The following is a 26,962-nucleotide window of genomic DNA, read 5'->3' on the forward strand; positions in this document are numbered from 1 at the left end:
GAAGTATAACGCGAATATCCCTATTTATAGCAGACTTAACGTAAATATAGATAAAGCGCGGATAACCACAAGATTAAAGCATTGAGTGAATCATTATCGCGTGCTTTCGGAAGATAAGAAGAACTTACACGGCTATTCATTTTACCCGCGTGACTCCCCGTGATTATTTGTACGGAAAACAACCACGGAGAGCATTCTTTTAACCGCGTTTAACGGACAACCAATACCGATGTTTTAGCATGGCGAACCACGCGCGCCGCGTTAGAGCCAATCAGGTAAGTCGACATGGTTGGGCGACGCGATCCCACCACGATTAAATCCGCGCCACACACTTCTGCTTCTTTCAAAATTTCATCGTAAATAGAGCCCCAGGTCACCACCACAGAAACCTGATCGGCCGATACATCAAGCGTAGAGGCTAACGCCTCTAACTCTTTCTGAACCTTATTAGTTGCATCATCTTGAATTTTAATCAGTTGCTGTGGATGTTCCCCCATATAATAGGTAGGAATCGAAGGGCGCACGTTCATAAGCCGAATTTTCGCCTGCGACATTTTGGCTAAATAGGCAGCATGGTTAAGCGCGCCTTCGGTTAGCTTTGGCTCTTCAATATCGATAGGAACAAGAATCATTTTGTACGCATAATCCATTTATCGTCTCCTTCAGCAAGGGCTTTTTTTATTTCTCATCTCTGTAATAGCATATTTAACCCATTGATTGATATTACAGCACCAAAAGTGTGATGCCCGACAAACCATAAAATAAATCCGATAGTGTTTAGGCCAGTCATCAGACAATATCCATAATAAATACTTTATTTCTTCATTTTTCCATCACATTTAATGTGATTGACTTTATTTAAAGAAATCAATTAATTATAAAAACACCCATTTAAGATAAAACCTATATTGAGGCATTCTTTGCCGATTTAATCTGCCACAGTAATAACCACTCTGGTAGGCGTTATAAAATGAAAAGCATGTTAAAAATAGCAGCATTATTATTAATTTCATCATCATTAAGCGGATGCATTGTTGCAGATCATCGCGGCCATCATGCCCCACCACCACATTACGACTGGCACCAAGGCAGCAATGCCCCCCATTATGGTGGACACTCTCACGGACATTCTGGCAATGGCGGGAACCATCACCGCTAGTGCTCATGGCTGACGGCGACATTCTTCTCTGTCAGCCAGGAGAAACACCGCCACTTACCACTTATACCGTTAGGTTATAAATATATAATCAATTTCATTTTTAAGCCCTGCCCCACTACTCTTACCGCATCAGAAATAGGGTTATAGGTAAGAGGTCTATGCACGCAAACAGTGCTTTTGAACACAAAAACTCTCCCCGCTATCTTCATGCTCTGGGCAATTTGCTTCCAGGGCTACTGCTTGCCGGTGTTATCACTGCGGTTGCTATGTGGGCTGGCAATATTCCGTGGGTTGAAAACCTCGGTTTCGGCGCACTCACGCTGGCAATTATTTTCGGTATTATTTTAGGTAACACCCTCTATCCACGCATTGAAGGGGCCTGCGCCGTTGGCGTACACCTCTCCAAGCAAAAACTTCTGCGTCTGGGGATAATCCTGTACGGATTCAGACTGACCTTTCAGCAAATCGCTGATGTGGGTATGACGGGGATCGTTACTGATGCTATTACGCTGACATCCACTTTCCTGCTCGCCATGTGGGTGGGGCGAAAAGTATTTGGTATGGACAGCCAAACCGTGATGTTGATTGGTGCCGGTAGTAGCATTTGTGGCGCTGCTGCCGTGATGGCCACTGAACCTGTGGTCAAAGCCGATGCCAGTAAAGTCGCCGTAGCGGTTTCTACCGTCGTCATTTTCGGCACCATCGCCATCTTTTTCTACCCGTGGTTATACCAACTTAACGAGCATTACCAGTGGCTGCAAACCACTCAGGAAGGCTTTGGTATCTACATTGGTTCAACGATCCATGAGGTGGCACAGGTCGTCGCCGCTGGCCGTGCGATCAGCGATGAGACCGGTAACGCCGCCGTTATCACCAAAATGATCCGCGTGATGATGCTGGCACCGTTCTTGGTCATTTTGTCGAGTTTTATTGCCCGCAGCATGCCAAGTAACAAACAAAATGCAACTAAGCAAAAATCTGCCATCACGATCCCATGGTTTGCGGTGCTGTTTATTGTAGTCGCTGGATTTAACTCTTTTGACTTGCTCCCTGTTGAGCTGGTACACCAGTTGATCACACTGGACACCATCCTACTCGCCATGGCGATGGCTGCTTTAGGGTTAACGACACATATCAGCGCCATCCGTCAGGCGGGTATTAAACCTATTTTGCTGGCCAGTATTTTATTCGTGTGGCTGGTTGTCGGTGGTGCGTTGATTAATCACTTTGTGGGGATGTGGGTGTAATTGTAGTAGGCGCTTGCGCCCGCCAATCAGCCAATATCCTATGGAAGCCCTGTGAACGGCTTCGTTCGGCTGTCGTTGATGTGACTACTGTGTAATATTCCGCCCGCCTGTCGTTTATGAAGCAGCTGTGAAATGTTTCGTTCGCCAGTCAGCAAATGCGTTTCCATGAACCCACTGCGAAGGCGACCGATGAGAGCCCCGTTGCGCGGGGGCTCTCAACTCGCGCGCTTTTATCCGAGACGCCATCTCCGCTCCGGTTTGGTATCGCCCATCCCGGGCGCCCCAAACTCCGTCACGACATCCCTGTCGTGCCGGCTCTCCCTACGACTACTTAAACTAAAACCCAAAGAAGGTTTTGATTTTATCTTTTGGTTTTGACGTTGACCTTTTCCGGCACGTTGTTCTTCAGCCGAAGAGAGGAATGTAGGCTAGGATTCGCCGACAAGGACGTCGGCGAAAGAACGGAGGAGCCAGGACAAATTTGCCTGGAGCAAATTTGAACAACGCTTGCGTTAGCCCCGTAGGGGTGAGGCGCAGGGATGCGCCGAATACTCGCGATTGCCGTTCGTTCCGTTAAGGCCGGAATGACGAGATTCGGATACCTGCGAAGCAGGCTGAAGGACGGTGCCAAGCTGGGGTGTTGGGGGGCAGTGATTGGCCCCCCAACTCGGACGCCTGCACGGAGTGCATGTAGATTTCAGTGTATTAGGCGTACGAAACCTTACACAGTTCTCATGTAGATTTCAGTGCCTTAGGCGTACGAAACCATAACCGCCCTCATGCAGATTTCAGTGCTCTAAGCGTATGAAACCTTACACCATCCCCACATCAATGCCATAATGCCCCCATAAAAGAGGAGAAGAGCAATGAAATTTGTTGGAGCCCATGTCAGCGCCTCCGGCGGCGTTGATCAGGCCGTCATTCGTGCGCACGAATTGGAAGCCACTGCCTTTGCATTATTTACCAAGAACCAACGTCAGTGGAAAGCCGCCCCGTTAACGGCTGAAGTGATTGATAAATTTAAATCTGCATGTGCGCAATACCACTACCAGCCAGAACAAATTCTACCTCACGACAGCTACTTGATTAACCTCGGTCATCCGGTTGAAGAGGCTCTGGAAAAATCCCGCGAAGCGTTCATCGATGAGTTAGAACGTTGCTCCGAGCTTGGGCTGACATTGCTGAATTTCCATCCAGGCAGTCATCTGATGCAAATTGATGAGGATAAATGCCTCGCCCGCATTGCTGAATCTATCAATATTGCGTTAGATAAAACGCAGGGCGTTACCGCAGTGATAGAAAATACAGCGGGACAAGGAAGCAATCTCGGTTTCCGCTTTGAGCATCTGGCCGCCATTATTGATGGTGTAGAAGACAAATCACGCGTCGGTGTATGTATTGATACCTGTCATGCATTTGCGGCAGGCTATGATTTGCGTACCGAAGAAGAGTGCAGCAAAACCTTTGCAAACTTTGAGCGTATTGTTGGCTTTAACTATCTGCGCGGCATGCATCTCAATGATGCCAAAAGTGCCTTTGACAGTCGCGTAGACCGGCACCATAGCCTTGGCGAAGGCAACATTGGTAAAACCGCGTTTAGCTGGATTATGCGTGATCCACGCTTTGACGGTATTCCATTGATTCTGGAAACCGTAAATCCAGACATTTGGGCTGAAGAGATTGCGTGGCTGAAATCGCAAGAAGTTGCGGAGAATGCAGCGTAACTCAGAGTATCCCATAGTAAAACGGGTGCCACTGGGGCACCCGTTTTCATTTCAGCTATCACCTAAGCTTAAGCCAATTTCTCTTCCGCAATTTCCACGTCTGGGCGTTTCAGCAGAGCATATAAGCCCCCTGCCAGAAGCGTACCCGCCACAATCGCGATAAGATACTGAATTACCGGTGTAATAGCACCAGGAATCAACAGTACGAACAAGCCACCGTGTGGAGCCATCAGCTTAGCGCCAAAGAACATGGACAAAGCACCGGTCAGCGCGCCACCGGCAATACAGCACGGTAGGACACGCATTGGGTCACGCGCGGCAAAGGGAATCGCCCCTTCAGAGATAAAGCACAAGCCCAGAACCAGCGCCGCTTTACCACCTTCACGTTCGCTTTGAGCAAATTTATTACGCGCTACCAGCGTTGCAAACCCCATAGCCAGCGGTGGAACCATACCCGCAGCCATGATCGCCGCCATTGGTGCATAGGTCTGAGTACTCAGCAGCGCAACACCAAAGGCATAAGCGGCTTTGTTGACCGGACCGCCCATGTCGGTACACATCATCGCGCCCAAAATCGCGCCTAAGATCACGGCGTTAGCCGTCCCCATCGCTTGCAGCCAATGAGTCAAACCTTCCATGATGGCAGCAACAGGTTTACCGACGATATAAATCATCGCTAAGCCTGTAATCAAACTCGCTATCAACGGAATAATCAGGATAGGTTTCAGAGCTTCCATACTCTGTGGCAAATGCAGCTTAGTGCTAATTAATTTGGCCACATACCCCGCGAGGAAACCTGCAATAATCCCTCCCAAGAAGCCAGCACCGGTGCTTACAGCCAACATACCACCGATCAAACCTGGCGTTAAACCCGGACGGTCGGCAATGGAAAACGCGATGTATCCAGCCAAAACAGGCACCATCAACGCAAATGCAGAACCACCGCCAATCTGCATTAACGCCGCTGCCAGCGTACCCTCTTGTTTAAACGCTTCGATCCCAAATACAAACGACAGCGCGATACACAGGCCGCCCGCCACCACCATTGGCAGCATGTAAGATACGCCGGTCAGCAGGTGGCGATAGGCCCCCACAGCCTCTTTTTTCTTAGACGAGGAAGCCGTTGAAGAAGATTTCTGCGCGGTAAAGGTTTCAGACTCCACCAGCGCTTTGTCCAGCTCCTGAGCCGTTTTCTTCAATGCCAAACCGGTGGTGGTGCGATACATCGGCTTACCTGAGAATTTATTCAGATCAACTTCGATATCAGCAGCGACAATGACCAAATCCGCAGCGGCAACTTCCTCAGGGGTAATTTCGTTACCCGCACCGACTGAACCGCGGGTTTCTACTTTAACCCACCAACCACGTTTTTTAGCTTCTGCTTCAATAGCTTCAGCAGCCATAAAGGTATGTGCAACACCCGTCGGGCAAGCGGTAACGGCCACAATACGCATCTGGCCTTTGGCCGGTGCTGCCGCGGTAGCACTGGTATACTGGTAAGATTGCGCTTCAGCCATCGCCTGAGCTAAAAACGCTTCCGGCTCACGAATCGCTTTCTCAGCACTGCCAATAAACAGGCGTTTGCCATTGAATGCGGTATCCTGTGGCTGCTCGTCACCGATAACGATGATCAGTTCAGCATCCTGAGCAGCATCAAGTAGCGTGATATCCAGTTTAGCTGCAACACTTTCTAACATGCGCTTGGCGAGGTAGCTACGAGCCTGCCCCTGAGCGCCTTCGGTTAACAGTAAGGTTTTCATGTGGCCATCCTCAATTAATTAAAAGGCTTCAGGTCAACACGCGCCATCATGGCTGCCAGTTGTGTACGATCGGCAATTCCTACATTACTCTGGCTGACGGCCAACGCGGCAACGGCAGTTGCCAAACGCAGGGTGTGTTCGCTGGACTCACGCATCATTAGGCCGTAAATCAAGCCACCTACCATGGAATCCCCTGCACCCACGGTGCTAACCACTTCACACGCTGGTGGCTTAGCCAGCCATGCGCCGGATGCATTAACCCACAGCGCCCCTTCAGCACCGAGAGAGATAACCACGTGTGCAATGCCCTGATCGCGCAACGCATGTGCCGCACCGACCACATCGTCTAAGGTTGGCAACTCACGCCCCGCCCAGATCTCCAGCTCGCGACGGTTCGGCTTCACCAGCCAAGGCGCCGCTTTCAAACCAGCAACTAACGCTTCACGGCTGCTGTCAAAAATAATACATGGGCATTGGCTGCGCAGACGGCGCATCCAATCGGTGAAATCATCAGGATCAACGCCCGCTGGCAAACTGCCACTCACGCAAACCATATCAAACTGTCCCAACCAGCTCAGAGAGTCATTAACGAAACGCTCCCAGTCCGGCTTGGTCACTTCAAAACCAGAAAAGTTGAAGTCAGAAACTTCGCCGTCTTTTTCAGTCAGTTTAACGTTGATACGCGTACGACCGGCTACGACCTGAAAACGGTTCGCAATACCCAGCTCGCTGAACAACTGCTGAAAGCCATCCTGATTCTCTTTACCGAGAAAACCACCCACGGTCACGTCGATACCAAGATCTTTTAATACTTTGGCAACGTTGATCCCTTTACCTGCCGCATGAAGGCCTGCAGTCTGAACGCGGTTAACCTCACCACGTTCAATCTCGGCGCAGTAACCAACCAAGTCATAGGCTGGATTTAAGGTAATTGTTGCAACTCTTCTACTCATTCTTATGCCCCTTCGCCTAGACCATCATTGATAGCCTGACCGATTGCTTCTAATGCTTGCGCTGCGTCGCTACCATTAGCAGTGAAACGCAGGCGATGACCTTTTTTAACGCCCAGCGCGACAACTTTCATCAGGCTGCGCCCATTAGCAGGAACGCCAGAACCATCGAGGTTTGTTACGGTGATCTGGCTTTCAAATTTCTTAATAGTATTCACCAGCAGCGTCCCCGGACGCGCATGCAGGCCATGCTCGTTGCGCAGAACGAACTCCGCGCTAAGCACAGAATCTTCTTCAGCCACTTCGCTGGTCAGTAACGCCACCAAGGCGGCGGCATCCGTCGCTTTCAGCAAGCGCTCGGCCTGATTGTTCTGCAATAAGGTGCTCAAATACCCCAGCATGCCTTCTGGCTGTGCATCCGCCATGGCAACCGTCAGCAACAAACCCACTTTCTCGCCATCCACGTCAAACGGAGTCTGAGGCCGAGCGGCGGCCGCGGCGCTAGCCTGATTGCCCAACGCACTGTCGCTTAGCCAAATACCTTGACCAAGATTCAGCGGCTGACGCGTAATCACGTCGCTAACAAATTCTGCATTGACCGCACCGGCCTGTTGCAAACGACCCGCATTGATAGCCTGTAACGTCATCAGGCTATCGGCGTTGATATCCAGCGTGACCATTCCCGCGTCGAAACGAAAGGCCGCCACGCTACGCTCTCCCATCAACAGGCTACGTAACTCTTCTGCTGAAGTAGTTTGTGCCATCTGCTGTGCAACGCTGTCATCACTCAGCACATGTGTCAGTTGACGCAACAATGCGAGATGTTCATCAGAGCGCGCAGCAATACCGATAACGACGTAAGCACGCTGGCCTTCGCTCCACTCAACGCCCTGTGGAAACTGGAAAACCTTGACTCCGGTTTTCAGCACCATATCGCGGGTATCGGTGGTACCGTGTGGGATCGCGATGCCGCTACCAAGATAGGTCGAGGTCTGTTTTTCACGATTAAGCATACCCTGCACATAGCCTTCGCTTACATACCCAGCCTGAGTCAGTGCAGCTGCAATTTGTTGAATTGCTTCTTCTTTATTACTCGCCGAAGCGGCAAGATGTATATCTTGTGGGGACAGGTGAAACATAAACGCTCCTCTCACACTGGGCAAAATTTATGGTTGAATCGTTTCAGCTATGTTTTAAAAAAATCGCGCTGTATTTTCTAAAACAGATCGAATACAACGCTGAATCGTTTCGATGAGTTTGGCCTCTGCCCTTTTTATAAGCAAGATATTCGATGAATGTTATTTTCGTTTTTTGAGGGACAGCACACTTTTGCTGAAGTGCTGTCATTAAAAGTATGAAGCTGAGATAATTTGCTGAAGTTTGCTGATGGAGAAAACTAATGGCAGTAAAAGTCGGCGTTGGCGTCATTATCGCTAATCCACAAGGTCAGGTGCTACTGGGAAAACGTTGTGGCAGCCATGCACCATTCTGGTCGATCCCCGGCGGGCATGTTGAGGAAGGCGAAACTTTCGAGCAAGCAGCGATCCGCGAAGTTGAAGAAGAAACGGGCCTTATCGTTACCGAACCACGTTTGATCGGCGTGACCAATAATTTAGCCACTTGGTTAGATGAAGGCGTCCATAGCGTCTCCATGATTATGGTAGCCACCTATGTTCGCGGTGAGCCCCAGTTACGCGAACCAGAAAAATGCGAGCAGTGGCGTTGGTGTAATCCACAACGCATGCCAGAACCCTGCTTTGAAGCCTGTCGTAATGGTATTCACCTATGGCTGAATGGTGAGTTTTACCTCCCGTCGGCGGCCAATAACGCCTGACACCCTGCATTCAATAAAACCCCTGATGTGCAGCGCGAGTAGGTGCTTAGATGTCATCATCTACTCGCTTTTCGTTTTCTCACGGGTTTGTCCAACGCCACCCCATCGCACCATTTTAGTGCAAAACAATCCCTTCGATGAACAAAAGTTAGATTTAGTTATCACAACTGAAACAAAATTGTTAAATATAGATTGTGAATCCTGTGTTTTTCCCTTAAATCTACTGCGGTGCACCATTTGGGAATTCGATGCACCAAAAAAGGGCACCAAAACAATGCGCCCACAGGTTTAGCCTGACCTTTATGGGTTAATCTCTATCCACACCATCTGATAACCATTTGATATGCATAGAATATAAATAGTTGGCATGATTCTTTCATTGTCAATCAGGTACACACCAATGGGCTATCCCGAAATTTAAGGAATTTTTGCTTATGAAATCTATAATTAAAGCATCTGTAGCTGCTCTTACCTTAGCTCTTGCCATGAGTTCTCACGCCGCTGAAAAACAGCTTATCGTTGCTACGGATACGGCATTTGTTCCTTTCGAATTCAAACAGGGTGATAAATACGTTGGCTTCGATATCGATCTGTGGGATGCCATCGCTAAGCAGTTAAACCTTTCTTATACCCTGAAGCCAATGGATTTCAGCGGGATTATCCCTGGTCTGCAAACTCGTAACGTCGATTTGGCGCTGGCGGGCATCAGCATCACTGACGAACGCAAAAAAGCGATCGACTTCTCTGATGGCTACTACAACAGCGGTCTGCTGGTAATGGTGAAGAAAGACAATAACGACGTGAAAAGTGTGAAAGATCTGGATGGCAAAGTGGTCGCCGTTAAGAGCGGCACTGCGGGCGTTGATTACGCCAAAGCCAACATCAAAACCAAGGATTTGCGTCAGTTCCCAAATATCGATAACGCCTATCTGGAGTTAGGTACTGGCAACGCCGACGCGGTACTGCACGACACGCCAAATATCCTGTACTTCATCAAAACCGCCGGTCATGGCCAGTTCAAAGCCGTGGGTGATTCTCTAGAAGCACAACAGTATGGCATCGCGTTCCCTAAAGGCAGCGACCTGCGTGAAAAAGTAAATGGCGCGCTGAAAACGCTGCGTGAAAATGGCACCTACAACGAAATTTACAAAAAATGGTTTGGCGTAGAACCGAAATAAAACCAATAAAAATTTAATGAATTTATCCGGGGGGATTTGTCCCTCCGCGATATTGGCGGTAATGGGTAAATAGTTGAAGTAATTGCCCGATAGAACTTTCTATACTCACCATCCTTGGAATTGCATCACAAAAGGCTTCAGCCTTTGAACAGCGCTTGCGCTGACCCAAAAGGGGCAAATTCAAGTACGACGAGTATAAATGGGCAAAGTTTCCAGGAGAATACAACATGCAGTTTGAATGGAGCGCCATTTGGGACGCTTTCCCTATCCTGCTCGAAGGTGCCAAGCTGACGCTATGGATATCTATCGTCGGGCTGTTAGGTGGCTTGGTTATCGGCCTCGTCGCGGGTTTTGCCCGAGCGTACGGTGGCTGGCTGAGCAACCATATCGCGCTGGTCTTTATTGAGCTTATCCGCGGTACACCTATCGTCGTTCAGGTTATGTTCATCTACTTCGCCCTGCCGATGATGCTACAAGCATTCATGCAAGTGCGTATCGATCCGCTCACCGCGGCGGTCGTGACGATCATGATTAACTCTGGCGCCTATATTGCTGAAATTACACGCGGAGCTGTACTTTCTATTCATAATGGCTTCCGTGAAGCAGGTTTAGCACTAGGCCTTTCCAAACGCGATACCCTGCGCTACGTCATTATGCCACTGGCGCTACGCCGCATGTTGCCGCCGTTGGGTAACCAGTGGATTGTAAGCATCAAGGACACATCCCTGTTTATCGTTATTGGCGTCGCCGAATTAACTCGTCAGGGACAGGAAATTATTGCCGGTAACTTCCGCGCAATGGAGATTTGGAGCGCAGTCGCCGTGATTTATCTGATCATCACGCTGGCACTGAGCTATGTATTACGTCGTCTGGAAAGAAGATTGAAAATAATATGATTGAATTTAAACATGTTGATAAAAGCTTCGGTCAGACTGCGGTTCTGCATGACATTAATCTGAACATCAATCAGGGCGAGGTGGTTGTCATCATCGGCCCATCAGGTTCAGGGAAATCAACGCTGCTGCGCTGTATCAACAAGCTGGAAGAAATCAGCGCCGGTCAGCTACTGGTTGATGGCATGGACGTGAACGATCCGAAAGTTGACGAGCGTCTGATTCGTCAAGAAGCGGGCATGGTGTTTCAGCAGTTTTATCTGTTCCCGCACCTAACCGCACTTGAGAACGTCATGTTTGGCCCGACGCGTGTTCGCCACATGAAGAAAGAAGATGCAGAAAAGCGTGCGCGTGAACTACTGGCAAAAGTGGGCCTGTCTGAACGCGCCGATCACTATCCATCTGAACTTTCTGGTGGGCAACAGCAACGTGTGGCGATCGCTCGTGCGCTGGCGGTTAAGCCCAAGATGATGCTGTTTGACGAGCCCACCTCTGCACTCGATCCTGAGTTACGTCATGAAGTGTTGACGGTCATGAAGGATCTGGCTGAAGAAGGCATGACGATGGTTATCGTGACGCACGAAATTGGCTTCGCACAGAAAGTGGCCTCGCGCCTGATCTTCGTGGACAAAGGCCGCATCACTGAAGATGGCGAACCTGACGCGCTAATCAGTCATCCGCCAAGCGACCGTCTGCGCGAATTCCTACAGCACGTTTCCTGATAATACTAAGTACCTCATCTCAAGGGCGCTTTTAAGCGCCCTTACTTTTTTGTCCACTACGGCTGCATGCGTATTACGCACGAATCGCTCACGGATACTCAGCAAAACCGGTTCACTATTCCTATACTTAACACCGTTTAGCCTCATCAACACCGCAGTTTGACGGCGTCAAATAATCAGCCGTCTGCTTTTTTTACCGCAATCCCCATCACCGAGCAGCGTTGTAAGCTTATTTAATGGAGTCTTTTTATGTCACAGGGAGCCCGCCTTATCCCCACTTTCTTACGCTACTGGCTTTTCGTTTTTGCCTTACTCTTTTCATTCACCGGTGCGATAAGCAGCGCAAATGCGGCTGACGCCGCTAAAAACAGCGATTCAAAAGCCGCCTATACGGCTCTGGCCGATATTCTGTCTGACGCCTCCAGCCGCGATGCACTGATTGCTGAACTACGCGACAGCGCCAAAACAGGCAAACCACCCACGCCTCCATTAAACAAAGAGACCACGGCGCCACCACGCTCAGACTCTTTTGCTGAGCAACTCGACACCACGGTTCAGGGTTATCTGGCCGCGGCTCAAAATAAGCTGAATAACGTTGTCACCACGCTAAAAGCGCCGCCACATAAGGCGTTTAACCCTGACACATTTTGGCCTGCGCTAAGTCACTTTCTGCTCACCGTGGCAGTGACCTTTGCCATTTTCTTATCAATCCGTTTTTTTGCCACCCCGTTTTATAAGCGCATCGGCAGTTGGGGACATAAAGCGCGCGAAAAGCGTGTGGATTGGGCACGACGCCCAACCGCCATCTTAAGTGCGTTTATTATTGATTTACTGATCCTGCTATTTTGCATTACGGCGGGCAATATTATCGCCGCCTCGTTTGGCAGCAATTCGTTTGGTCACAACAGCCCTGCGGTCATGCGCCAACAAACGCTATTTCTGAATGCTTTTGCGCTTATTGAGTTTTTTAAGGCCGTCTTACGTCTGATCTTTGCCCCTAAATTTGACTATCTGCGTCCGTTCCCTTTTAGCGACGCTACGGCCAAATATTGGAATACGCGACTTGCGTGGCTAAGTGGTCTTATTGGCTATGGGCTGATGGTCGTCGTTCCCATCACTAACGCTCAGTTAGGCACCTCGGTGGGGGTTCTCGTTAACTTCTGTATTATGCTGGCGCTAACGGTCTATGCCATTGGGCTGATACTGATAAATCGCACACCTATTCAGAAAGAAATCACCGCGCTAGGCAACCGTTCTCTGGCGTTTTTCGGCATGTTCTTACACGCGCTGTCTCACGTCTGGCATCTGTTAGCGATTGGCTATTTTCTCGTGCTGTTTTTACTTTCTCAGTTCGACCCCGGTAACAGCCTCGCCTTCATGATGGACGCTACGATTAAAAGCCTGTTAGTCGTTGGCTGCGGTGCTTTAGTCTCCGGCCTGCTAACACGATGGATTTCACGCCGCATTACGTTACCGGCCGATATGAAACTGAAATATCCCATGCTGGAGCGTCGGATAAACTCTTATATTCCCAGCGCGCTACAGATCATGCGCTTTATCGTCGTGGTCGCGATCCTGCTGTTCCTGCTCGACGCTTGGCATATCTTTAATCTACGTTCATGGCTAGACTCTGCGACCGGCGAAAAGATTATTGGCGGCATCATCCATATCCTGCTGATTATGTTTATCGCCGTATTAGGCTGGACGCTGCTGGCAAGCATTATCGAACATCGACTCAGCTTAGAAATGGATAACCCCAAGCATCCCGGCGCACGCGAACGCACTTTACTGACGCTGTTCCGCAACGTGCTTTCCATTGTCATCACGACCATAACGGTGATGATTATTCTTTCTCAAATCGGCATTAATATCGCCCCCCTGCTGGCTGGCGCGGGGGCTCTCACCCTAGCGGTCAGCTTTGGCGCTCAAACACTGGTCAAAGACGTTATCAACGGTATTTTTATTCAGTTTGAAAACGGTATGAATACTGGCGAGTACGTCACCGTGTTTGGTATTACAGGCACCGTTGAACGGATGACCATCCGCTCTATCGGCCTGCGCGATGATTATGGTGTTTATCATCTGGTGCCGTACTCCTCAATCACCACCGTCGCCAACTACGCTCGCGAATTTGGGGTTTATCGTGCCAACTATGTGATTAGCCGTGATGAAGATATTGAGAAAGCCAACGAAGTGTTGAAACAGGCCGTGGCGGAGCTACGAGAAAATCCGCGTTTGAAAAGCCTACTGATTGGGGAACCCGCGTTTAACGGTGTGGTTAAGCTGGATGATATTTCGTTCACTCTACGCACGACGATCCGTACCGTCGCGCTACAGCAATGGACGATTCAGTATGCATTGGACAAACTGGTTAAAGAACATTTCCAACGCGCGGGGATCAAAACGCCGCATCAGAATGTGCAAATCAGCTATGCAGAACAGCAGAGAAAGGCGTTACCGCCGCTGGAGGGTGCAGATGGCATAACGCCGTAGGAAAATCAGGTTTCCTCTCCTAATCACTTGAGAGGAAACCGTTGATTCAGCTAGCGCTGATTAGCGGATTTTACGTTTGTTCTCAGGCAGGAATGTCCATGCCACAAAGCGGCTGACTTTCTGCCCCTGAGACATCTCTACGGTGCGCACGTCCAAGGCCTCGACGTCTTCTAAAGCCTCATAGATAGCCGGCAGATTCTCTTGGCGAGAGACTAAACTGGTGAACCATCCCACTTGTTTAGCGTAAGACTCGCTCTCTTCAATCATTTTGGTGATGAAGGCCACTTCCCCGCCTTCGCACCACAGCTCCCCGGCTTTTCCACCAAAGTTCAGCACCGGTTTGCTCGCATCGCGCCCCAGATTAGTGAGTTTGCGACGGGTACCATTCAGCGCCTCTTCAGCCGAGCTATGGAATGGGGGATTACACAGCGTTGCCGCATAGTGTTCGCCAGCCTTGATTGCCCCTTTCAGGATTTTGGCCGGATCTTGCTGCTGACGCAGACGGATATTTTTTGCAGCTTCAGGATTAGCCTTGATAACCGCACCCGCAGATTTCAACGCCACAGGATCAATCTCGGTACCCGTAAAGCGCCAGCCATACTCATGCTGACCAATCAGCGGGTAGATGCAGTTCGCACCGACGCCGATATCAAGAATGCACACGTTAGGTCCGCGTGGCACCTGATAGCCATTGTCCGACGCGAGGACATCAGCCAAATAGTGCAGATAATCGGCACGGCCAGGAATAGGTGGGCACAGATAGCCATCGGGAATATCCCAGTGACCGATCTGATAAAAATGCTGCAACAGCGCGCTATTCAGCGCTTTCACCGCCAGCGGATCGGCGAAATCAATGCTGTCATCTCCCCACTGGTTACGCGCAACAAAGGCCTTTAACTCTGGCGAGGTTTCGCACAAAGCCGGAAAATCATAGCGTTCACGATGGAGATTACGTGGATGCAAATTGGTTTTTTGTGCAGGAAAACTTTTCTTTTTTGGGTTTTTCATTCGACGGTTTCGATCAACATTAAGACATCATGAATGTATGCCCCACACGCACGGATAGGCTACGAGTTAGGGTATAGAATAGGGAAATTAGGCGAAGTATACCCGTTTCTACTGACACTGACTAACACACCCGCTAAGCTGTTGCTGACTCTATTGAATGCGTAAGGATGTGCCATGTCTTCACTCTTTGAGTATTACAGCTATCAGCCCGCCCAAGGCCACGGATTAGCACACGATCCCCTTAATGCCATCATCGGCCCGCGTCCTATTGGTTGGATAAGTTCTATCAGCGGCGATGGACAACACAATCTTGCTCCGTACAGTTTTTTCAACTGCTTCAGCTATCATCCACCGGTGATTGGTTTCGCCAGTAGCGGCTGGAAAGACAGCGTAGCAAACATTAGTGAAACCGGTGAATTTGTATGGAATCTCGCCACCCTTGATAATGCTGAGGCGATGAATCAAAGCTCGGCATCATTACCACACGGCGAAGATGAATTTGTGTTTTCAGGGTTAAACATGCTGGCTAGCCGCTGGGTTAAGCCTGCTCGGGTAGCTGAAAGCCCAGTGAATTTTGAATGTAAACTCACACAATGCATTCAGCTCCAAGACCAATACGGTCAGCCCTTTGACTCTTGGCTAGTATTAGGCGAAGTGATTGGTATTCATATTGCCGAAAACCTACTTGATGAGAATGGTATATATCAAACCGCCGCGGCCAACCCTATTTTGCGTGCAGGGGGTCCCTCAGCCTATTACTCAATCAGTGATGGAAATCGTTTCGATATGCGTAGACCAACAATAAATAGAACGTAGCGAAGATTAAAAAACAGACACTTTCTATATAAGAAGCCAATTATATTATCCTTTTTGGCTTCAACACCTTACAGCGATTTCCTGCTTTTTAGCCTCATATTAATTCACAATAGATAAACATTTTTAATTTTTTATTAAATACCCAGCAATAGAATAATTCATACCAAAAACAAATATCCCTGTATTTATTAATGGAAATATCTTATTTTCTATTTAGAAAAATCCTAACCATTAATATCAGGCGCTCCAGAATTATCTCTGAGCCCTACTTTGCTCAGGAACTGCGGCATGGTGTTACCCACAGCCTTGTATAAAAGATCTGCCTCAACGTCATTGCGCGTATTGATATCAACAATCGTCGCCATCATCGTCGCCGCGGTTTTTTTTATGCTGGCGGGTCACTCCCTACAACAACAACGCGAAAAACAGCAGTTTGAGTTAGCAAAAACGGGACTGATGTACGCATCACATCTTGCCGATGATTTAGACCAAAAAATGGTCTCCCTGTTACCACTCACTCATGTGCTCTGTGAAGAGGTGGCAAACACCCTCTCCAGCAAAGCCGTCTTCAGTGGAGGCGTACGGGCCTATATTCTGGTTCGCAACGGTACCGCAGTGTGCTCCAGCGTCACGCACACGATGTCGTCTCCAGCAACAAATATCTATCCCGATATCGATCTAGACCGTGATGCCGATATGATCTTACAGCAAGGAACGCCGCTGGTTCCCGATCGCCCGGTCATTGCCTTTTGGCGCTCCACTGGTGATGGTACTCGCTCCGGTGTTTTGCTAACGCTGGATATCAATCCCGCGCCTTACATGCTGTTTTTCAGCCGCGAACGTACTATTTCTGGCTTAGCGCTGATTATCAAAGATCGCGCAATTAGCACCTATGAGCCCAACATTATTACCGTTGACGAATTACCTTCGAACCCTGATGTCACCGTGCAGGATGAGAAAAACCGCTTTACCTTCCGCCTATATGGAAGCCCTCTCTCCACCAGCGATTTGGGATTATTAGGCATGTTTTCTCTGCTGGTCGCGGTGATTGCTTGGCTGATCACCTTCTATTTCTTATCTCAGCAACGCCGCTTCGATCGCGAGATCCTGCAAGGCATCAAACGCGATCAGTTTTATCTGCTCTACCAGCCAGTGATTCATGCAGAAACCCATCTGCCGGGAGGATTTGAAGCCTTAGTCCGTTGGAAACATCCTAAACTAGGGCTGATCCCACCTGATGAATTCATCCCGTACTGCGAGTCACAGGGATTGATCGCGCAACTCACCCAACACATCATGACACTGGCGGCTCGCGATGCGCATCGTCTGATCGATGTTGTCCCCAAAGGGACTAAGCTGGGCTTGAATATTTCGCCATTGCATATGACACTCGACGGTTTCAAAAATGACGTCCTGCACTTCATTAACATGATGCCGACGGAGTATCTCATTCCACTGTTTGAAATTACCGAACGCAGCATGGTGCAACATGGCGGCGCCGAGGCCATCTTTGACTGGCTCCACGCTCAGGGGATTGAGATCGCCATAGATGATTTTGGTACGGGTCATAGCGCGCTGATCTATTTGCAGCGCTATAAAATTGATTACCTGAAAATCGACCGCGGTTTTGTGAACTCAATTGGGCTCGAAACGGTCACTGCGCCTGTTCTTGATGCAGTGCTCGAATTAGCCAAAAAGCTTAAACTGCAAATCGTCGCGGAAGGTATTGAAACCGAAGAACAGGCAGAATATCTGCGGCAACGCCATGTTAACTACTTACAGGGCTATTTATTCAGCCGTCCTATTCCGGTTGAGCAGCTGTATGACTATTATCGTGACCACGTACTTCCAAAACTCAACGCCATCATTTGAGTTGGCTTTAGACAAAATATTGCCAATAACCGTGTTTGCACTAATAAAAGACACAAAAAAATACAATGAATTGAAACTTTTATCCCCCGCTTAGCTTAACATTGCTATTCTTGGTACATCTGCAGGGTTGCGGAGAATTCGACGGAGTAACACGCGGTTGATTTTATTCACCGTGGATCCCTCGTTTGCCTGATTGAATATCATGTTTGCCCAGAAGATTCTGGGCGTAAAGCAGGAGCTAACACATTTATGCACTCGCGCTTTCTGAAGACTTTGTGCACGGTGGTTCCCCTTGTGGCCGCCCTCAGTTTTAACGTTCGTGCCGACGTCATTAACGAAAGCTATGCCTTTTCCATTTTAGGCGAGCCGAAATACAGCAGTGATTTTACCCACTTTGATTATGTGAACCCCGCGGCTCCTAAGGGCGGTGATATCACACTTTCGGCGCTGGGTACCTACGATAATTTTAATAGTTACTCTTCTCGCGGGCATGCCGCCGTGCGTGCTAACCAGCTCTATGACACGCTGTTCACCAACTCCGCTGATGAAATCGGCAGTTACTATCCCCTCATTGGCGAATCCGTACGCTATGACGACCAATTCCGCTGGGCCGAAGTCAACATCAACGCTGATGCGCGTTTTCAGGATAATACGCCGATAACCGCGCAGGACGTCGCGTTCAGCTTTAATAAGTTCATGACTGAGGGTGTTCCTCAATACCGGATTTACTATAAGGGAGTGAATGTCAAAGCCATCTCTCGCCTGACCGTGCGCTTTGAACTACCGACGCCTGACAAAGAAATGATGCTTAGCCTGATCGGTGGCTTAAAAGTGATGCCAGAAAGTTTTTGGAAAAATCATAAACTTTCCGAGCCGTTGAGCACTCCCCCGCTGGGCAGTGGCCCCTACCGCATTTCAGATTATCGTTTAGGGCAATTCGTCACCTACTCGCGTGTGACCAATTATTGGGCGGCTAACCTACCGGTCAATCGCGGGCAGTACAACTTTGATACCATCCGCTACGATTACTATTTGGATGACAAAGTGGCGCTGGAAGCCTTTAAAGCCGGTGCTTTCGATTTTCGCATCGAAACCTCGCCAAAAAACTGGGCGACACAATACAGCGGCGGCAATTTTGCCAAAAACTATATCGTTAAATCTGACGAAACTAACCAGTCAGCACAGGATACACGTTGGCTGGCGTTCAACACCAAGCGCCCTATTTTTGCCGACCGGCGCGTGCGTGAAGCGATTTCACTGGCCTTTGATTTTGCTTGGATGAACAAAGCGCTGTATTACGACGCCTATCAGCGTACCAATAGCTATTTCCAGAATACCCAATACGCAGCGCGAAGCTATCCAGACTCTGCCGAACTCGCGTGGCTAGCGCCGCTCAAGGGCAAAGTGCCAGCGGAAGTCTTTACCCAGATTTATCAGCCAGCCAGCACGGATGGCAGCGGCAATGACCGCGAAAATCTGCTGAAAGCCACCACACTCTTAGAAGACGCAGGGTGGACGGTAAAAGATCAAAAGCTGGTCAACAAAACGACCGGAAAACCGTTTGTCTTTGAATTGCTGCTGCCCAGCAGTAGTAATTTCCAATATGTCATGCCGTTCAAACATAATCTGGAAAAGCTCGGCATCACATTAAATATTCGTGAAGTGGATACCTCGCAGTACACCAACCGTATTCGCTCGCGGGATTTCGATATGTTCCCCACCGTGTATGGCGGAATGAATTATCCTGACCCGTCGCTAAAAATCCTATGGCGCTCAGACTATATCGACTCTACGTGGAACAGCGCCGGCGTGCAGGATCCTGCCGTTGATAGCCTGATAGACAACATCATCAGCCATCAAGGCCAACCGGAAGCTTTGCTATCGCTTGGCCGTGCGTTAGATCGCGTACTGACGTGGAATCATTACATGCTGCCTATGTGGTACTCCAACCACGACCGCATCGCCTACTGGGACAAATTTTCCATGCCGGCACTGCGCCCAGCCTATGATCTTGGATTTGATACCTGGTGGTATGACGTAAACCGCGCGGCTCAGTTGCCGCAGCAACGGCGATAAGAGGTTTACGATGACCGCTTATCTTATTCGTCGCCTATTACTGATAATCCCCACGCTCTGGGCCATTATCACCATCAATTTTTTCATCGTGCAAATCGCGCCGGGTGGCCCCGTCGATCAGGCAATTGCCAATATCGAAATGGGGCAAAACGCGGGATTTGGCTCCGGCGGCGGCGACCAAATCGGAGCCGCGCGCGGCGGTATTGCGGCCAGTAACGTTGGCGAAGGTCAATATCGCGGCGCTCGCGGATTAGATCCGCAGATTATTGCCGAAATTGAAAAGCGCTTTGGCTTCGATAAACCGCTCCATCAGCGATATTTCGACATGCTATGGAACTACGTTCGTTTCGATTTTGGCGATAGCCTGTTTCGCGGCGGCTCCGTTATGTCACTGGTTGGGCAAAGCCTGCCGGTCTCCGTTTCTTTAGGGCTATGGAGCACGCTGATCATTTATTTGGTGTCGATACCGTTGGGTATCCGCAAAGCGGTTCATAACGGCTCACGGTTCGATACATGGAGCAGTACGCTGATTATTATTGGCTACGCCATCCCCGCATTTTTGTTTGCCATCATGCTGATTGTCCTGTTTGCAGGCGGCAGCTATTGGGATTGGTTTCCGCTACGCGGTCTGGTTTCCAGTAATTTCAGCTCGCTGCCGTGGTACAGCAAAATCACCGATTACTTTTGGCATATCACCCTGCCGGTGCTCGCCACCGTTATTGGCGGCTTTGCCAGCCTGACGATGCTAACCAAAAACTCATTTCTGGATGAAGTCCGCAAACAATACGTTGTCACTGCACGTGCCAAAGGCCTCGACGAACAGAAAATTCTCTACCGGCATGTGTTCCGTAACGCCATGCTACTGGTGATTGCAGGTTTTCCCGCGACGTTTATCAGCATGTTTTTTACCGGTTCACTCCTGATAGAAGTGATGTTTTCACTTAACGGCCTTGGGCTGCTGGGCTACGACGCCATTTTGCAGCGCGACTATCCGGTGATGTTCGGCACGCTGTATATCTTCACGCTGCTTGGTTTATTACTGAACATTATCAGCGATATTACCTACACGCTGGTCGATCCGCGTATTGACTTCGAGGCTCGCCACTAATGACGCTTAATCCAATAAATCAGGCTCGCTGGCAGCGCTTCAAGGCCAACCGACGTGGCTATTGGTCGCTATGCATTTTCCTGATCGTGTTTATCATGAGCCTCGGTTCCGAACTTATCGCTAATGATAAACCCTTGTTGTTACGCTACGACCAGCAATGGTATGCCCCTTTTTTAATCAACTATCCAGAAACCACTTTCGGCGGCGATTTTAAAACGGCGACCGATTATCAAGACCCGCTGATCCGTAGCAATATCGAACAGCATGGCTGGGCGGTTTGGGCTCCGATTCGCTACAGCTATAACAGTATTAATTTCGCCACCAAAGTGCCGTTCCCCTCTCCGCCGTCTAGCCAACATTGGCTCGGCACCGACGAAAACGGCAACGATATTCTGGCGCAGGTGTTATATGGCCTAAGGATTTCCATTCTGTTTGGTCTCATGCTCACGGTACTCTCGAGCATCATTGGCATCACCGTGGGGGCGACTCAAGGATTTTACGGCGGAAAAGTGGATTTAATCGGCCAACGTTTTATAGAAGTGTGGTCCGGTATGCCAACGCTATTTCTGATTATTTTGCTTTCCAGCGTGGTGCAGCCGAACTTTTGGTGGCTACTGGCGATTACCGTTATTTTCGGCTGGATGGGTCTGGTGGGCGTGGTACGCGCCGAGTTTCTCCGCACGCGCAATTTTGACTATATCCGCGCAGCCAGAGCGATGGGCGTAGACGATCGCACGATCATGCTACGCCACATGCTGCCGAACGCGATGGTCGCAACGCTCACTTTCCTGCCCTTTATCCTATGCGGCGCTATCACCACCCTCACCTCTCTCGATTTTTTGGGTTTCGGCTTGCCGACCGGTTCTCCCTCATTAGGTAGCTTGCTGCTGCAGGGGAAAAACAACCTGCAAGCACCATGGTTAGGCATCACGGCGTTTGTGGTTCTGGCGGCGCTGTTGTCGCTACTGATATTTATATTCGAAGCGGTACGCGACGCTTTCGATCCCTCGAAGGTGAATTGATATGACGGAAATTTCACTCTCGCACTCACAGCCGCCTCTGCTTAGCATTCGCGATCTACATATTCATTTTCGCCATGGCGAAGTGACTCGTCCGGTGGTTAACGGGGTATCGCTTGATATCAACGCCGGTGAAACCCTCGCACTGGTCGGAGAATCTGGTTCTGGAAAAAGCGTCACTGCGCTTTCGATTTTGCGCCTGCTCTCTTCGCCTCCGGCACAATATCCTAGCGGAGATATTCTGTATAACGGCCAATCGCTGCTGCACGCAGACGAAGCCCTTTTGCGTAGCATTCGCGGCAATGAAATTGCCATGATCTTCCAAGAGCCGATGGTGTCGTTAAACCCGTTACACTGCATCGAAAAACAACTGGCTGAAGTGCTATCGCTGCACCGAGGCATGCGCCGTGCTCAAGCTCGCGCAGAGATTATCCGCTGCCTAGATCGCGTGGGAATTCGTCAGCCTGAAAAACGCCTGAATGATTATCCCCACCAACTCTCCGGCGGGGAGAGACAGCGCATCATGATTGCCATGGCTATTCTGACTCGACCTAAGCTGCTGATCGCCGATGAACCGACCACGGCGCTTGATGTTTCCGTGCAGGCACAAATCCTTGAACTGCTGGCTGAACTCAAGCAAGAGCTCAATATGGGGATGTTGTTCATCACCCATAATCTCAACATCGTTAAGCGCTTGGCCGATCGCGTAGCCGTGATGCGCTATGGCGAAATCGTTGAAACCGGTGAATGTCAGGCGCTGTTTTCAGCACCGCAGCATCCGTACACTCAACAGCTCCTCGACGCCATCCCTTCTGACGATCCGGTGGCGCTGCCTCAACCGGCGCAAACCCTGTTGGAAGTCAAAGATCTCAGCGTCCGGTTCCCCATTCGGCAGGGAATACTGCGCCGTACCGTTGGCTATAGCCATATCGTCGATCGTCTCAACTTCACGCTGCAACGAGGGGAAAGCTTAGGGCTAGTCGGTGAATCAGGATCGGGGAAAAGCACCACTGGTTTGGCTCTTTTGCGGCTCATTCCGGCGCTAGGCGAAATTTGGTTTGAGGGTACTGCGCTACATTTGCTGAATTTAAAGCAGCTTCAGCCGTATCGCAGCCAGATTCAGGTGGTGTTCCAAGATCCGTATTCGGCGCTGAACCCTCGGCTGAACGTTTTGCAAATCATCGCCGAGGGCTTGCAGGTACACCAAAAGCTGAGCGAACAGCAACGGGAAGAGCGGGTAATCAGCGCTATGAACGAAGTTGGGCTCGATCCAGAAACTCGTTATCGCTATCCCACCGAGTTCTCCGGCGGTCAGCGTCAGCGTATTGCGATTGCCCGCGCATTAATTCTTGAACCTCGGTTATTGATACTAGACGAACCGACCTCTTCGCTCGATCGCTCCGTGCAGGCGCAGATTTTAACGCTGCTGAAAACGCTTCAGCAACGCCACCAACTCAGCTACCTGTTCATCAGCCATGACTTGCAGGTAGTGCGGTCACTGTGCCATCAGGTGATGGTGATGCGAAACGGAAAAGTGATTGAACACGGAAACTGCGCTGAAGTTTTTTCAAATCCAACTCAAGACTACACGCGCCAGCTATTAGCCTTTGCTGACTGAGATACGCTAAATCATTGCGGATGCAGCAAAAGAACGATAGCGAAGAAAGACAGGAATGATAGGCAGATCCCTGCATGCACCGGCAGCCACACAGGCGTGCCGGTATGCGGTTCTAACAAGGAAGTCAGAACGGATACTGAGCGATAATCGGCTCGGCGATCGCCACACCGACGTTTTTCAAACGGCACATCGCCGCACTTTCATCTTCAAGATGAACAAATAGGCAAGGTTCACCGTCAAGCTCAACGACAGAGCAGTTTACCTGCATCTCTTGTAAAGACTGATTCAGACGTTTCATGATTTGCCATGCAGCTTCTCCCTCTTCACTCAGGAGCTTCAGGCCAATCAGACTATTACTCTCAATAGCACTATTATTAACGTCCGTATTCTCAACGCCAGCCGTCTTTTCCAAATAAATGGGTTCGACCTGCACGCCGGTGAGCCCTGATGACCATCGGTAGCTTTGCGGCAACCGGTGGACTATCGAAAGCTGGAAACTATTCACATTTTTACCCTGATTAAAAACTAACTACAATTTTTTCACAAAAAACTCACATCGTAAACCTAAGTTCGCACTATTCCGGCTATTTGATGACTTAATCGTCATTTTGTTATGAGTTTGTTTATTACATTTCGGTAACACCGAAGAATAAACAGCCTAAAGCACGATCTTGTTGGCGCTACTCCATTTTTTCACTCTAGAAGTACCACGATGGAGGGAGATCGGTTATTGGGGTTATATGTATACTTTTATCTTTATTACCACAACCATTTTCGTTTCATTTTAATTACTTTGTCGTGTTTTTCAATTTACATACAAAATACAATAAATCACTGAACCATGATCAATGAAATTAGCTAATTAATTGTTTTGATGGAAAATAAAAAGCACAACGAATGCTAAATAACTTTAATGTTTTTTCTTTTCACAATGGATTTTACCTAGTTAAGTTAGGTGTTCTGTTAAAAAAATGAAAATCCATGCCAAAAACTGAAAATAGTTAGCACGATTATATTTTCTAAGCTTCCTGTACGGCAGTGAACTGTAGAATAATAGCAAAAAGGTTTGACTAATCAGAGCGGTAACTCATTTTTGGTTAAAAGACCTTTTTTATTTCTGGCTCGGCACCACACATAAAATCAATACGTTACGTGTGGGTGAGAAAAAAGGGTTTTGCGCCACGGATTTTCATTTCTAAGTAAATCACTGGAGAATGGGGCTCAAATCCCGCTGGAGAGTTTGGATCAGGCGAGTGCGTGGCTGAAAGCATCTGCGTATCTGATGCTAAAGCTGTGTGATATGGTCAACACACGGTTGCCGCAGATATCTCCGAACGCCCAGTCGTCGGCCTCCCCGCCTCTTTCAGCGACGGGGAGACGAGCGGTCAAGCTCAGACAGGTTCTACGCGGCTACTCTTGGAAGGTCTAGAAGCGTACAGGAACAACATCATTGCGGCGAAAATGCATAAGAACATTGAGCTGACCATAGGCCATTCACTGCGCGCCGAAGCCAGTGCCAACAACGTTCCTACCACTGCACCAAGGCTGAAACGTAACGTTCCTGCCAGTGACGAAGCCGTTCCCGCCATATGTGGGAAGTCATCCAAAATAACCGCCATCGCATTCGATGTGATCATTGCGATACATCCCACGTAAGCCGCTACCCCAATCACCAGCGACCAAAAGCCTAGGCCTAGCGCTGCCGTGATGACCAACCAGATCCCCATAACAAACTGCACCAGCAGACCAAATCTCAGCATGTTTATCGCACCAAAACGGCGCACATTGCGGCTATTAATCAGCGTCATGATAAACAGGAATACGATGTTTAACGCAAAGTAGTAGCCAAAATGCTGTGGCGATACGCCGTTAAGATCGATGTAAACAAAGGGACCCGCACTAAGGAATGAGAACATACCGGCAAATGAAAAGCCGCTGGCTAGCATGTAACACAGCACCCGCTTATGGCGGAACAACGACGCAAAGTTGCCCAACGTGGTACGCAATCGGAACTTTTGTCGTTTCTCTTTCGGCAGCGTTTCCTTAATAAAGATGGCCACCAAGATCGTGCCCAACAGTGCAGCACCTGCCATCGCCCAAAAAATCGCATGCCAGCTAAACCAAATTAGCAATGCTCCGCCCATGATCGGCGCCAGCAGCGGCGCGATAGTCATAACCAGTACCACAAACGACATCATGCGAGCGAAATCGTCTTTCGTGAACATATCACGCATCAGCGCATTGATAACGACGCTTGCCGCCGCGGCGGCTAAACCGTGGATCAAGCGCATCACAATCAGTTGGTCAACAGACTGCGCCATCGCACACGCCGCACCGGCCAAGGCAAAGAATAGTGTGCCGTACATGATGACGGGTTTACGCCCAATGCTGTCTGCCATTGGACCATAAATCATTTGCCCAAACGCGAAGCCCAGCGTGTAAGCACTGAGCGTCATCTGCACATCACCGCTTGGAACACCAAATTGTTCAGCGATCACCGGCATACTCGGCAAATACATATCGATAGCCAACGGCATCAACATAGATAACAAACCGAGGATCAGGATCAATCCAAGATGGGAACTACGGGGTGTCTGCACGCAGCACATTCCTTATTCATTGTTCTTATCGTACTTCAGGCTGTCGCCATGTTGCGACAGCGCGAAGTATTCTAAGCGTTAACGCATTGATTAATCTTTCGACTGTAGCTCAATGGGTAATCCCACGCTGGCAATCTCTTCCTCAGTCAGAGGACGGTATTCACCCGGCGCTAAGTCTTCATCCAACTCAATGGCGCCAATTCGCTCACGGTGTAGTTCAACCACGCGATTACCGACTGCAGCAAACATGCGTTTTACCTGATGGTAACGCCCTTCGCTGATGGTCAAGCGCACGACATTGGCATCCAATTGTTCAAGCGTAGCGGGTTTAGTCAGATCTTTCTCGCCGTGCAGTTGCACACCGTGAGCGAACTGTTCTGCCGTATCGTCTGCCAGCGGATGTTCAAGGGTAACCAAGTAGGTTTTATCGCATTCATGCTTTGGTGAAGTGATTCGGTGCGACCACTGGCCGTCATCGGTTAATAGCACCAGACCCGTGGTATCCAAATCCAAGCGCCCCGCGGCATGTAGTTTTTCGGCCAGCGGCTCATCGATAAAATAGAGAATGGTTGAGTGATCGGGATCGTCCGTGGAACACACATAGCCTTCAGGCTTATGCAGCATGAAATAGCGTGGACCGTGGATCTGTTCCAATACTTGACCATCAAAAGCCACTTCTTGTTCTGGGGTGAGCTTGTGCGCACCGCTCTTTACAATTTCGCCGTCTACAGTGACGCGCTTTGCACGCAGTTCTCGGGCAATCAGCGCACGGCTGATACCTAACTGCTGGGATAAAAACTTGTCCAGTCGCATGGAACCTGCTTTGTATTTCTATAAGAATCGGAGGGTTTCATTGAGCGTGCGCGCTATTACCGCCTGAGCAGT

The 26,962-nt window shown here is 49.4% G+C and carries 21 protein-coding genes; 13 read left to right on the top strand and 8 right to left on the bottom strand.

The features are described 5' to 3' along the window. Positions 1–209 precede the first annotated feature (209 nt). Positions 210–650: a universal stress protein gene (locus K9N75_RS13880; protein WP_008813916.1), complete on the bottom strand. Its 441-nt coding sequence runs from the start codon at positions 648–650 to the stop codon at positions 210–212. A 667-nt stretch (positions 651–1,317) separates the two neighbouring features. Here K9N75_RS13880 and K9N75_RS13885 point away from each other — a divergent pair. Further along, on the top strand, positions 1,318–2,406 hold the full coding sequence (locus K9N75_RS13885; RefSeq protein WP_224451750.1) for a YeiH family protein: 1,089 nt from the start codon (positions 1,318–1,320) through the stop codon (positions 2,404–2,406). Positions 2,407–3,272: 866 nt separating this feature from the next. Next, positions 3,273–4,130 (top strand): deoxyribonuclease IV, encoded by an 858-nt coding sequence (gene nfo / locus K9N75_RS13890; RefSeq protein ID WP_061059879.1) that lies wholly within the window; start codon positions 3,273–3,275, stop codon positions 4,128–4,130. Between the two features lie 68 nt (positions 4,131–4,198). On the opposite strand, the gene fruA is transcribed toward nfo, so the two are convergent. Genes fruA through fruB form a run of 3 tightly spaced genes read right to left on the bottom strand, consistent with a single transcriptional unit; the run spans position 4,199 to position 7,979 of the window. Further along, complete coding sequence (fruA, locus tag K9N75_RS13895; protein ID WP_039187575.1) at positions 4,199–5,890, bottom strand: PTS fructose transporter subunit IIBC; 1,692 nt, start codon at positions 5,888–5,890, stop codon at positions 4,199–4,201. A gap of 14 nt (positions 5,891–5,904) precedes the next feature. Next, the gene (fruK, locus tag K9N75_RS13900; protein ID WP_004089482.1) at positions 5,905–6,843 is read right to left on the bottom strand and encodes a 1-phosphofructokinase; all 939 of its coding nucleotides are present in this window, start codon (positions 6,841–6,843) and stop codon (positions 5,905–5,907) included. Between the two features lie 2 nt (positions 6,844–6,845). Then, entirely contained in the window at positions 6,846–7,979 is a 1,134-nt protein-coding gene (gene fruB, locus K9N75_RS13905) for a fused PTS fructose transporter subunit IIA/HPr protein (protein WP_061059877.1), read from the bottom strand. A gap of 260 nt (positions 7,980–8,239) precedes the next feature. Between fruB and K9N75_RS13910 the strand changes: the two genes are divergently transcribed. The 5 genes from K9N75_RS13910 to ybiO all read left to right on the top strand — a co-directional run bounded on the left by K9N75_RS13910 (position 8,240) and on the right by ybiO (position 13,960). Beyond that, complete coding sequence (locus K9N75_RS13910) at positions 8,240–8,674, top strand: nucleotide triphosphate diphosphatase NUDT15 (protein WP_008813921.1); 435 nt, start codon at positions 8,240–8,242, stop codon at positions 8,672–8,674. 434 nt (positions 8,675–9,108) lie between these two features. After that, on the top strand, positions 9,109–9,852 hold the full coding sequence (gene glnH, locus K9N75_RS13915) for a glutamine ABC transporter substrate-binding protein GlnH (RefSeq protein ID WP_008813922.1): 744 nt from the start codon (positions 9,109–9,111) through the stop codon (positions 9,850–9,852). Between the two features lie 227 nt (positions 9,853–10,079). Continuing rightward, positions 10,080–10,748 carry a glutamine ABC transporter permease GlnP gene (gene glnP, locus K9N75_RS13920; protein ID WP_004089507.1) on the top strand — a complete coding sequence of 223 codons (669 nt, stop codon included), beginning with the start codon at positions 10,080–10,082 and terminating at the stop codon, positions 10,746–10,748. Further along, positions 10,745–11,467: a glutamine ABC transporter ATP-binding protein GlnQ gene (glnQ, locus tag K9N75_RS13925; RefSeq protein ID WP_004089509.1), complete on the top strand. Its 723-nt coding sequence runs from the start codon at positions 10,745–10,747 to the stop codon at positions 11,465–11,467. The genes glnP and glnQ overlap by 4 nt, the downstream gene beginning before the upstream one ends. A 249-nt stretch (positions 11,468–11,716) precedes the next feature. Further along, positions 11,717–13,960 carry a mechanosensitive channel protein gene (gene ybiO / locus K9N75_RS13930; RefSeq protein WP_114444902.1) on the top strand — a complete coding sequence of 748 codons (2,244 nt, stop codon included), beginning with the start codon at positions 11,717–11,719 and terminating at the stop codon, positions 13,958–13,960. Between the two features lie 60 nt (positions 13,961–14,020). On the opposite strand, the gene rlmF is transcribed toward ybiO, so the two are convergent. Then, complete coding sequence (gene rlmF, locus K9N75_RS13935) at positions 14,021–14,968, bottom strand: 23S rRNA (adenine(1618)-N(6))-methyltransferase RlmF (protein WP_008813924.1); 948 nt, start codon at positions 14,966–14,968, stop codon at positions 14,021–14,023. A 174-nt stretch (positions 14,969–15,142) separates the two neighbouring features. On the opposite strand from rlmF, the gene K9N75_RS13940 reads away from it, so the two are divergent. From K9N75_RS13940 to yejF, 6 genes are all read left to right on the top strand, one after another. After that, a complete protein-coding gene (locus tag K9N75_RS13940; RefSeq protein WP_224451751.1) occupies positions 15,143–15,784 on the top strand; it encodes a flavin reductase family protein in 642 nt (213 codons plus the stop codon). Between the two features lie 288 nt (positions 15,785–16,072). Continuing rightward, positions 16,073–17,656 carry a cyclic di-3',5'-guanosine monophosphate phosphodiesterase PdeN gene (pdeN, locus tag K9N75_RS13945; RefSeq protein WP_064573481.1) on the top strand — a complete coding sequence of 528 codons (1,584 nt, stop codon included), beginning with the start codon at positions 16,073–16,075 and terminating at the stop codon, positions 17,654–17,656. Positions 17,657–17,905: 249 nt separating this feature from the next. Then, a complete protein-coding gene (locus K9N75_RS13950; protein WP_039187566.1) occupies positions 17,906–19,732 on the top strand; it encodes an extracellular solute-binding protein in 1,827 nt (608 codons plus the stop codon). Positions 19,733–19,742: 10 nt separating this feature from the next. Beyond that, entirely contained in the window at positions 19,743–20,840 is a 1,098-nt protein-coding gene (locus tag K9N75_RS13955) for a microcin C ABC transporter permease YejB (RefSeq protein WP_008813928.1), read from the top strand. Next, positions 20,840–21,862: an ABC transporter permease gene (locus tag K9N75_RS13960; protein ID WP_224451752.1), complete on the top strand. Its 1,023-nt coding sequence runs from the start codon at positions 20,840–20,842 to the stop codon at positions 21,860–21,862. The genes K9N75_RS13955 and K9N75_RS13960 overlap by 1 nt, the downstream gene beginning before the upstream one ends. 1 nt (position 21,863) lies before the next feature. Further along, positions 21,864–23,477, top strand: coding sequence for a microcin C ABC transporter ATP-binding protein YejF (gene yejF, locus K9N75_RS13965; protein WP_224451753.1), 1,614 nt, complete (start codon positions 21,864–21,866; stop codon positions 23,475–23,477). A gap of 124 nt (positions 23,478–23,601) precedes the next feature. Here the strand turns inward: yejF and K9N75_RS13970 are convergent, their stop codons facing one another. From K9N75_RS13970 to rsuA, 3 genes are all read right to left on the bottom strand, one after another. Continuing rightward, on the bottom strand, positions 23,602–23,982 hold the full coding sequence (locus K9N75_RS13970) for a YejG family protein (RefSeq protein ID WP_008813931.1): 381 nt from the start codon (positions 23,980–23,982) through the stop codon (positions 23,602–23,604). Between the two features lie 886 nt (positions 23,983–24,868). Then, the gene (locus K9N75_RS13975) at positions 24,869–26,077 is read right to left on the bottom strand and encodes a Bcr/CflA family multidrug efflux MFS transporter (protein WP_008813932.1); all 1,209 of its coding nucleotides are present in this window, start codon (positions 26,075–26,077) and stop codon (positions 24,869–24,871) included. 90 nt (positions 26,078–26,167) lie between these two features. After that, entirely contained in the window at positions 26,168–26,890 is a 723-nt protein-coding gene (rsuA, locus tag K9N75_RS13980; protein WP_008813933.1) for a 16S rRNA pseudouridine(516) synthase RsuA, read from the bottom strand. Positions 26,891–26,962 lie beyond the last annotated feature (72 nt).

The sequence above is a fragment of the Hafnia paralvei genome, from assembly GCF_020150375.1.
Lineage (GTDB): Bacteria > Pseudomonadota > Gammaproteobacteria > Enterobacterales > Enterobacteriaceae > Hafnia > Hafnia paralvei.

Bases quoted from the DNA above. Each gene is read 5' to 3' on its own strand.
- fruA (WP_039187575.1), bottom strand. From the start codon at position 5,890: ATGAAAACCTTACTGTTAACCGAAGGCGCTCAGGGGCAGGCTCGTAGC.
- K9N75_RS13955 (WP_008813928.1), top strand. From the start codon at position 19,743: ATGACCGCTTATCTTATTCGTCGCCTATTACTGATAATCCCCACGCTC.
- K9N75_RS13940 (WP_224451751.1), top strand. From the start codon at position 15,143: ATGTCTTCACTCTTTGAGTATTACAGCTATCAGCCCGCCCAAGGCCAC.
- glnP (WP_004089507.1), top strand. From the start codon at position 10,080: ATGCAGTTTGAATGGAGCGCCATTTGGGACGCTTTCCCTATCCTGCTC.
- ybiO (WP_114444902.1), top strand. From the start codon at position 11,717: ATGTCACAGGGAGCCCGCCTTATCCCCACTTTCTTACGCTACTGGCTT.
- pdeN (WP_064573481.1), top strand. From the start codon at position 16,073: ATGGTGTTACCCACAGCCTTGTATAAAAGATCTGCCTCAACGTCATTG.
- K9N75_RS13880 (WP_008813916.1), bottom strand. From the start codon at position 650: ATGGATTATGCGTACAAAATGATTCTTGTTCCTATCGATATTGAAGAG.
- rsuA (WP_008813933.1), bottom strand. From the start codon at position 26,890: ATGCGACTGGACAAGTTTTTATCCCAGCAGTTAGGTATCAGCCGTGCG.
- rlmF (WP_008813924.1), bottom strand. From the start codon at position 14,968: ATGAAAAACCCAAAAAAGAAAAGTTTTCCTGCACAAAAAACCAATTTG.
- glnH (WP_008813922.1), top strand. From the start codon at position 9,109: ATGAAATCTATAATTAAAGCATCTGTAGCTGCTCTTACCTTAGCTCTT.
- K9N75_RS13910 (WP_008813921.1), top strand. From the start codon at position 8,240: ATGGCAGTAAAAGTCGGCGTTGGCGTCATTATCGCTAATCCACAAGGT.
- fruK (WP_004089482.1), bottom strand. From the start codon at position 6,843: ATGAGTAGAAGAGTTGCAACAATTACCTTAAATCCAGCCTATGACTTG.
- K9N75_RS13950 (WP_039187566.1), top strand. From the start codon at position 17,906: ATGCACTCGCGCTTTCTGAAGACTTTGTGCACGGTGGTTCCCCTTGTG.
- yejF (WP_224451753.1), top strand. From the start codon at position 21,864: ATGACGGAAATTTCACTCTCGCACTCACAGCCGCCTCTGCTTAGCATT.
- K9N75_RS13960 (WP_224451752.1), top strand. From the start codon at position 20,840: ATGACGCTTAATCCAATAAATCAGGCTCGCTGGCAGCGCTTCAAGGCC.
- K9N75_RS13885 (WP_224451750.1), top strand. From the start codon at position 1,318: ATGCACGCAAACAGTGCTTTTGAACACAAAAACTCTCCCCGCTATCTT.
- fruB (WP_061059877.1), bottom strand. From the start codon at position 7,979: ATGTTTCACCTGTCCCCACAAGATATACATCTTGCCGCTTCGGCGAGT.
- glnQ (WP_004089509.1), top strand. From the start codon at position 10,745: ATGATTGAATTTAAACATGTTGATAAAAGCTTCGGTCAGACTGCGGTT.
- nfo (WP_061059879.1), top strand. From the start codon at position 3,273: ATGAAATTTGTTGGAGCCCATGTCAGCGCCTCCGGCGGCGTTGATCAG.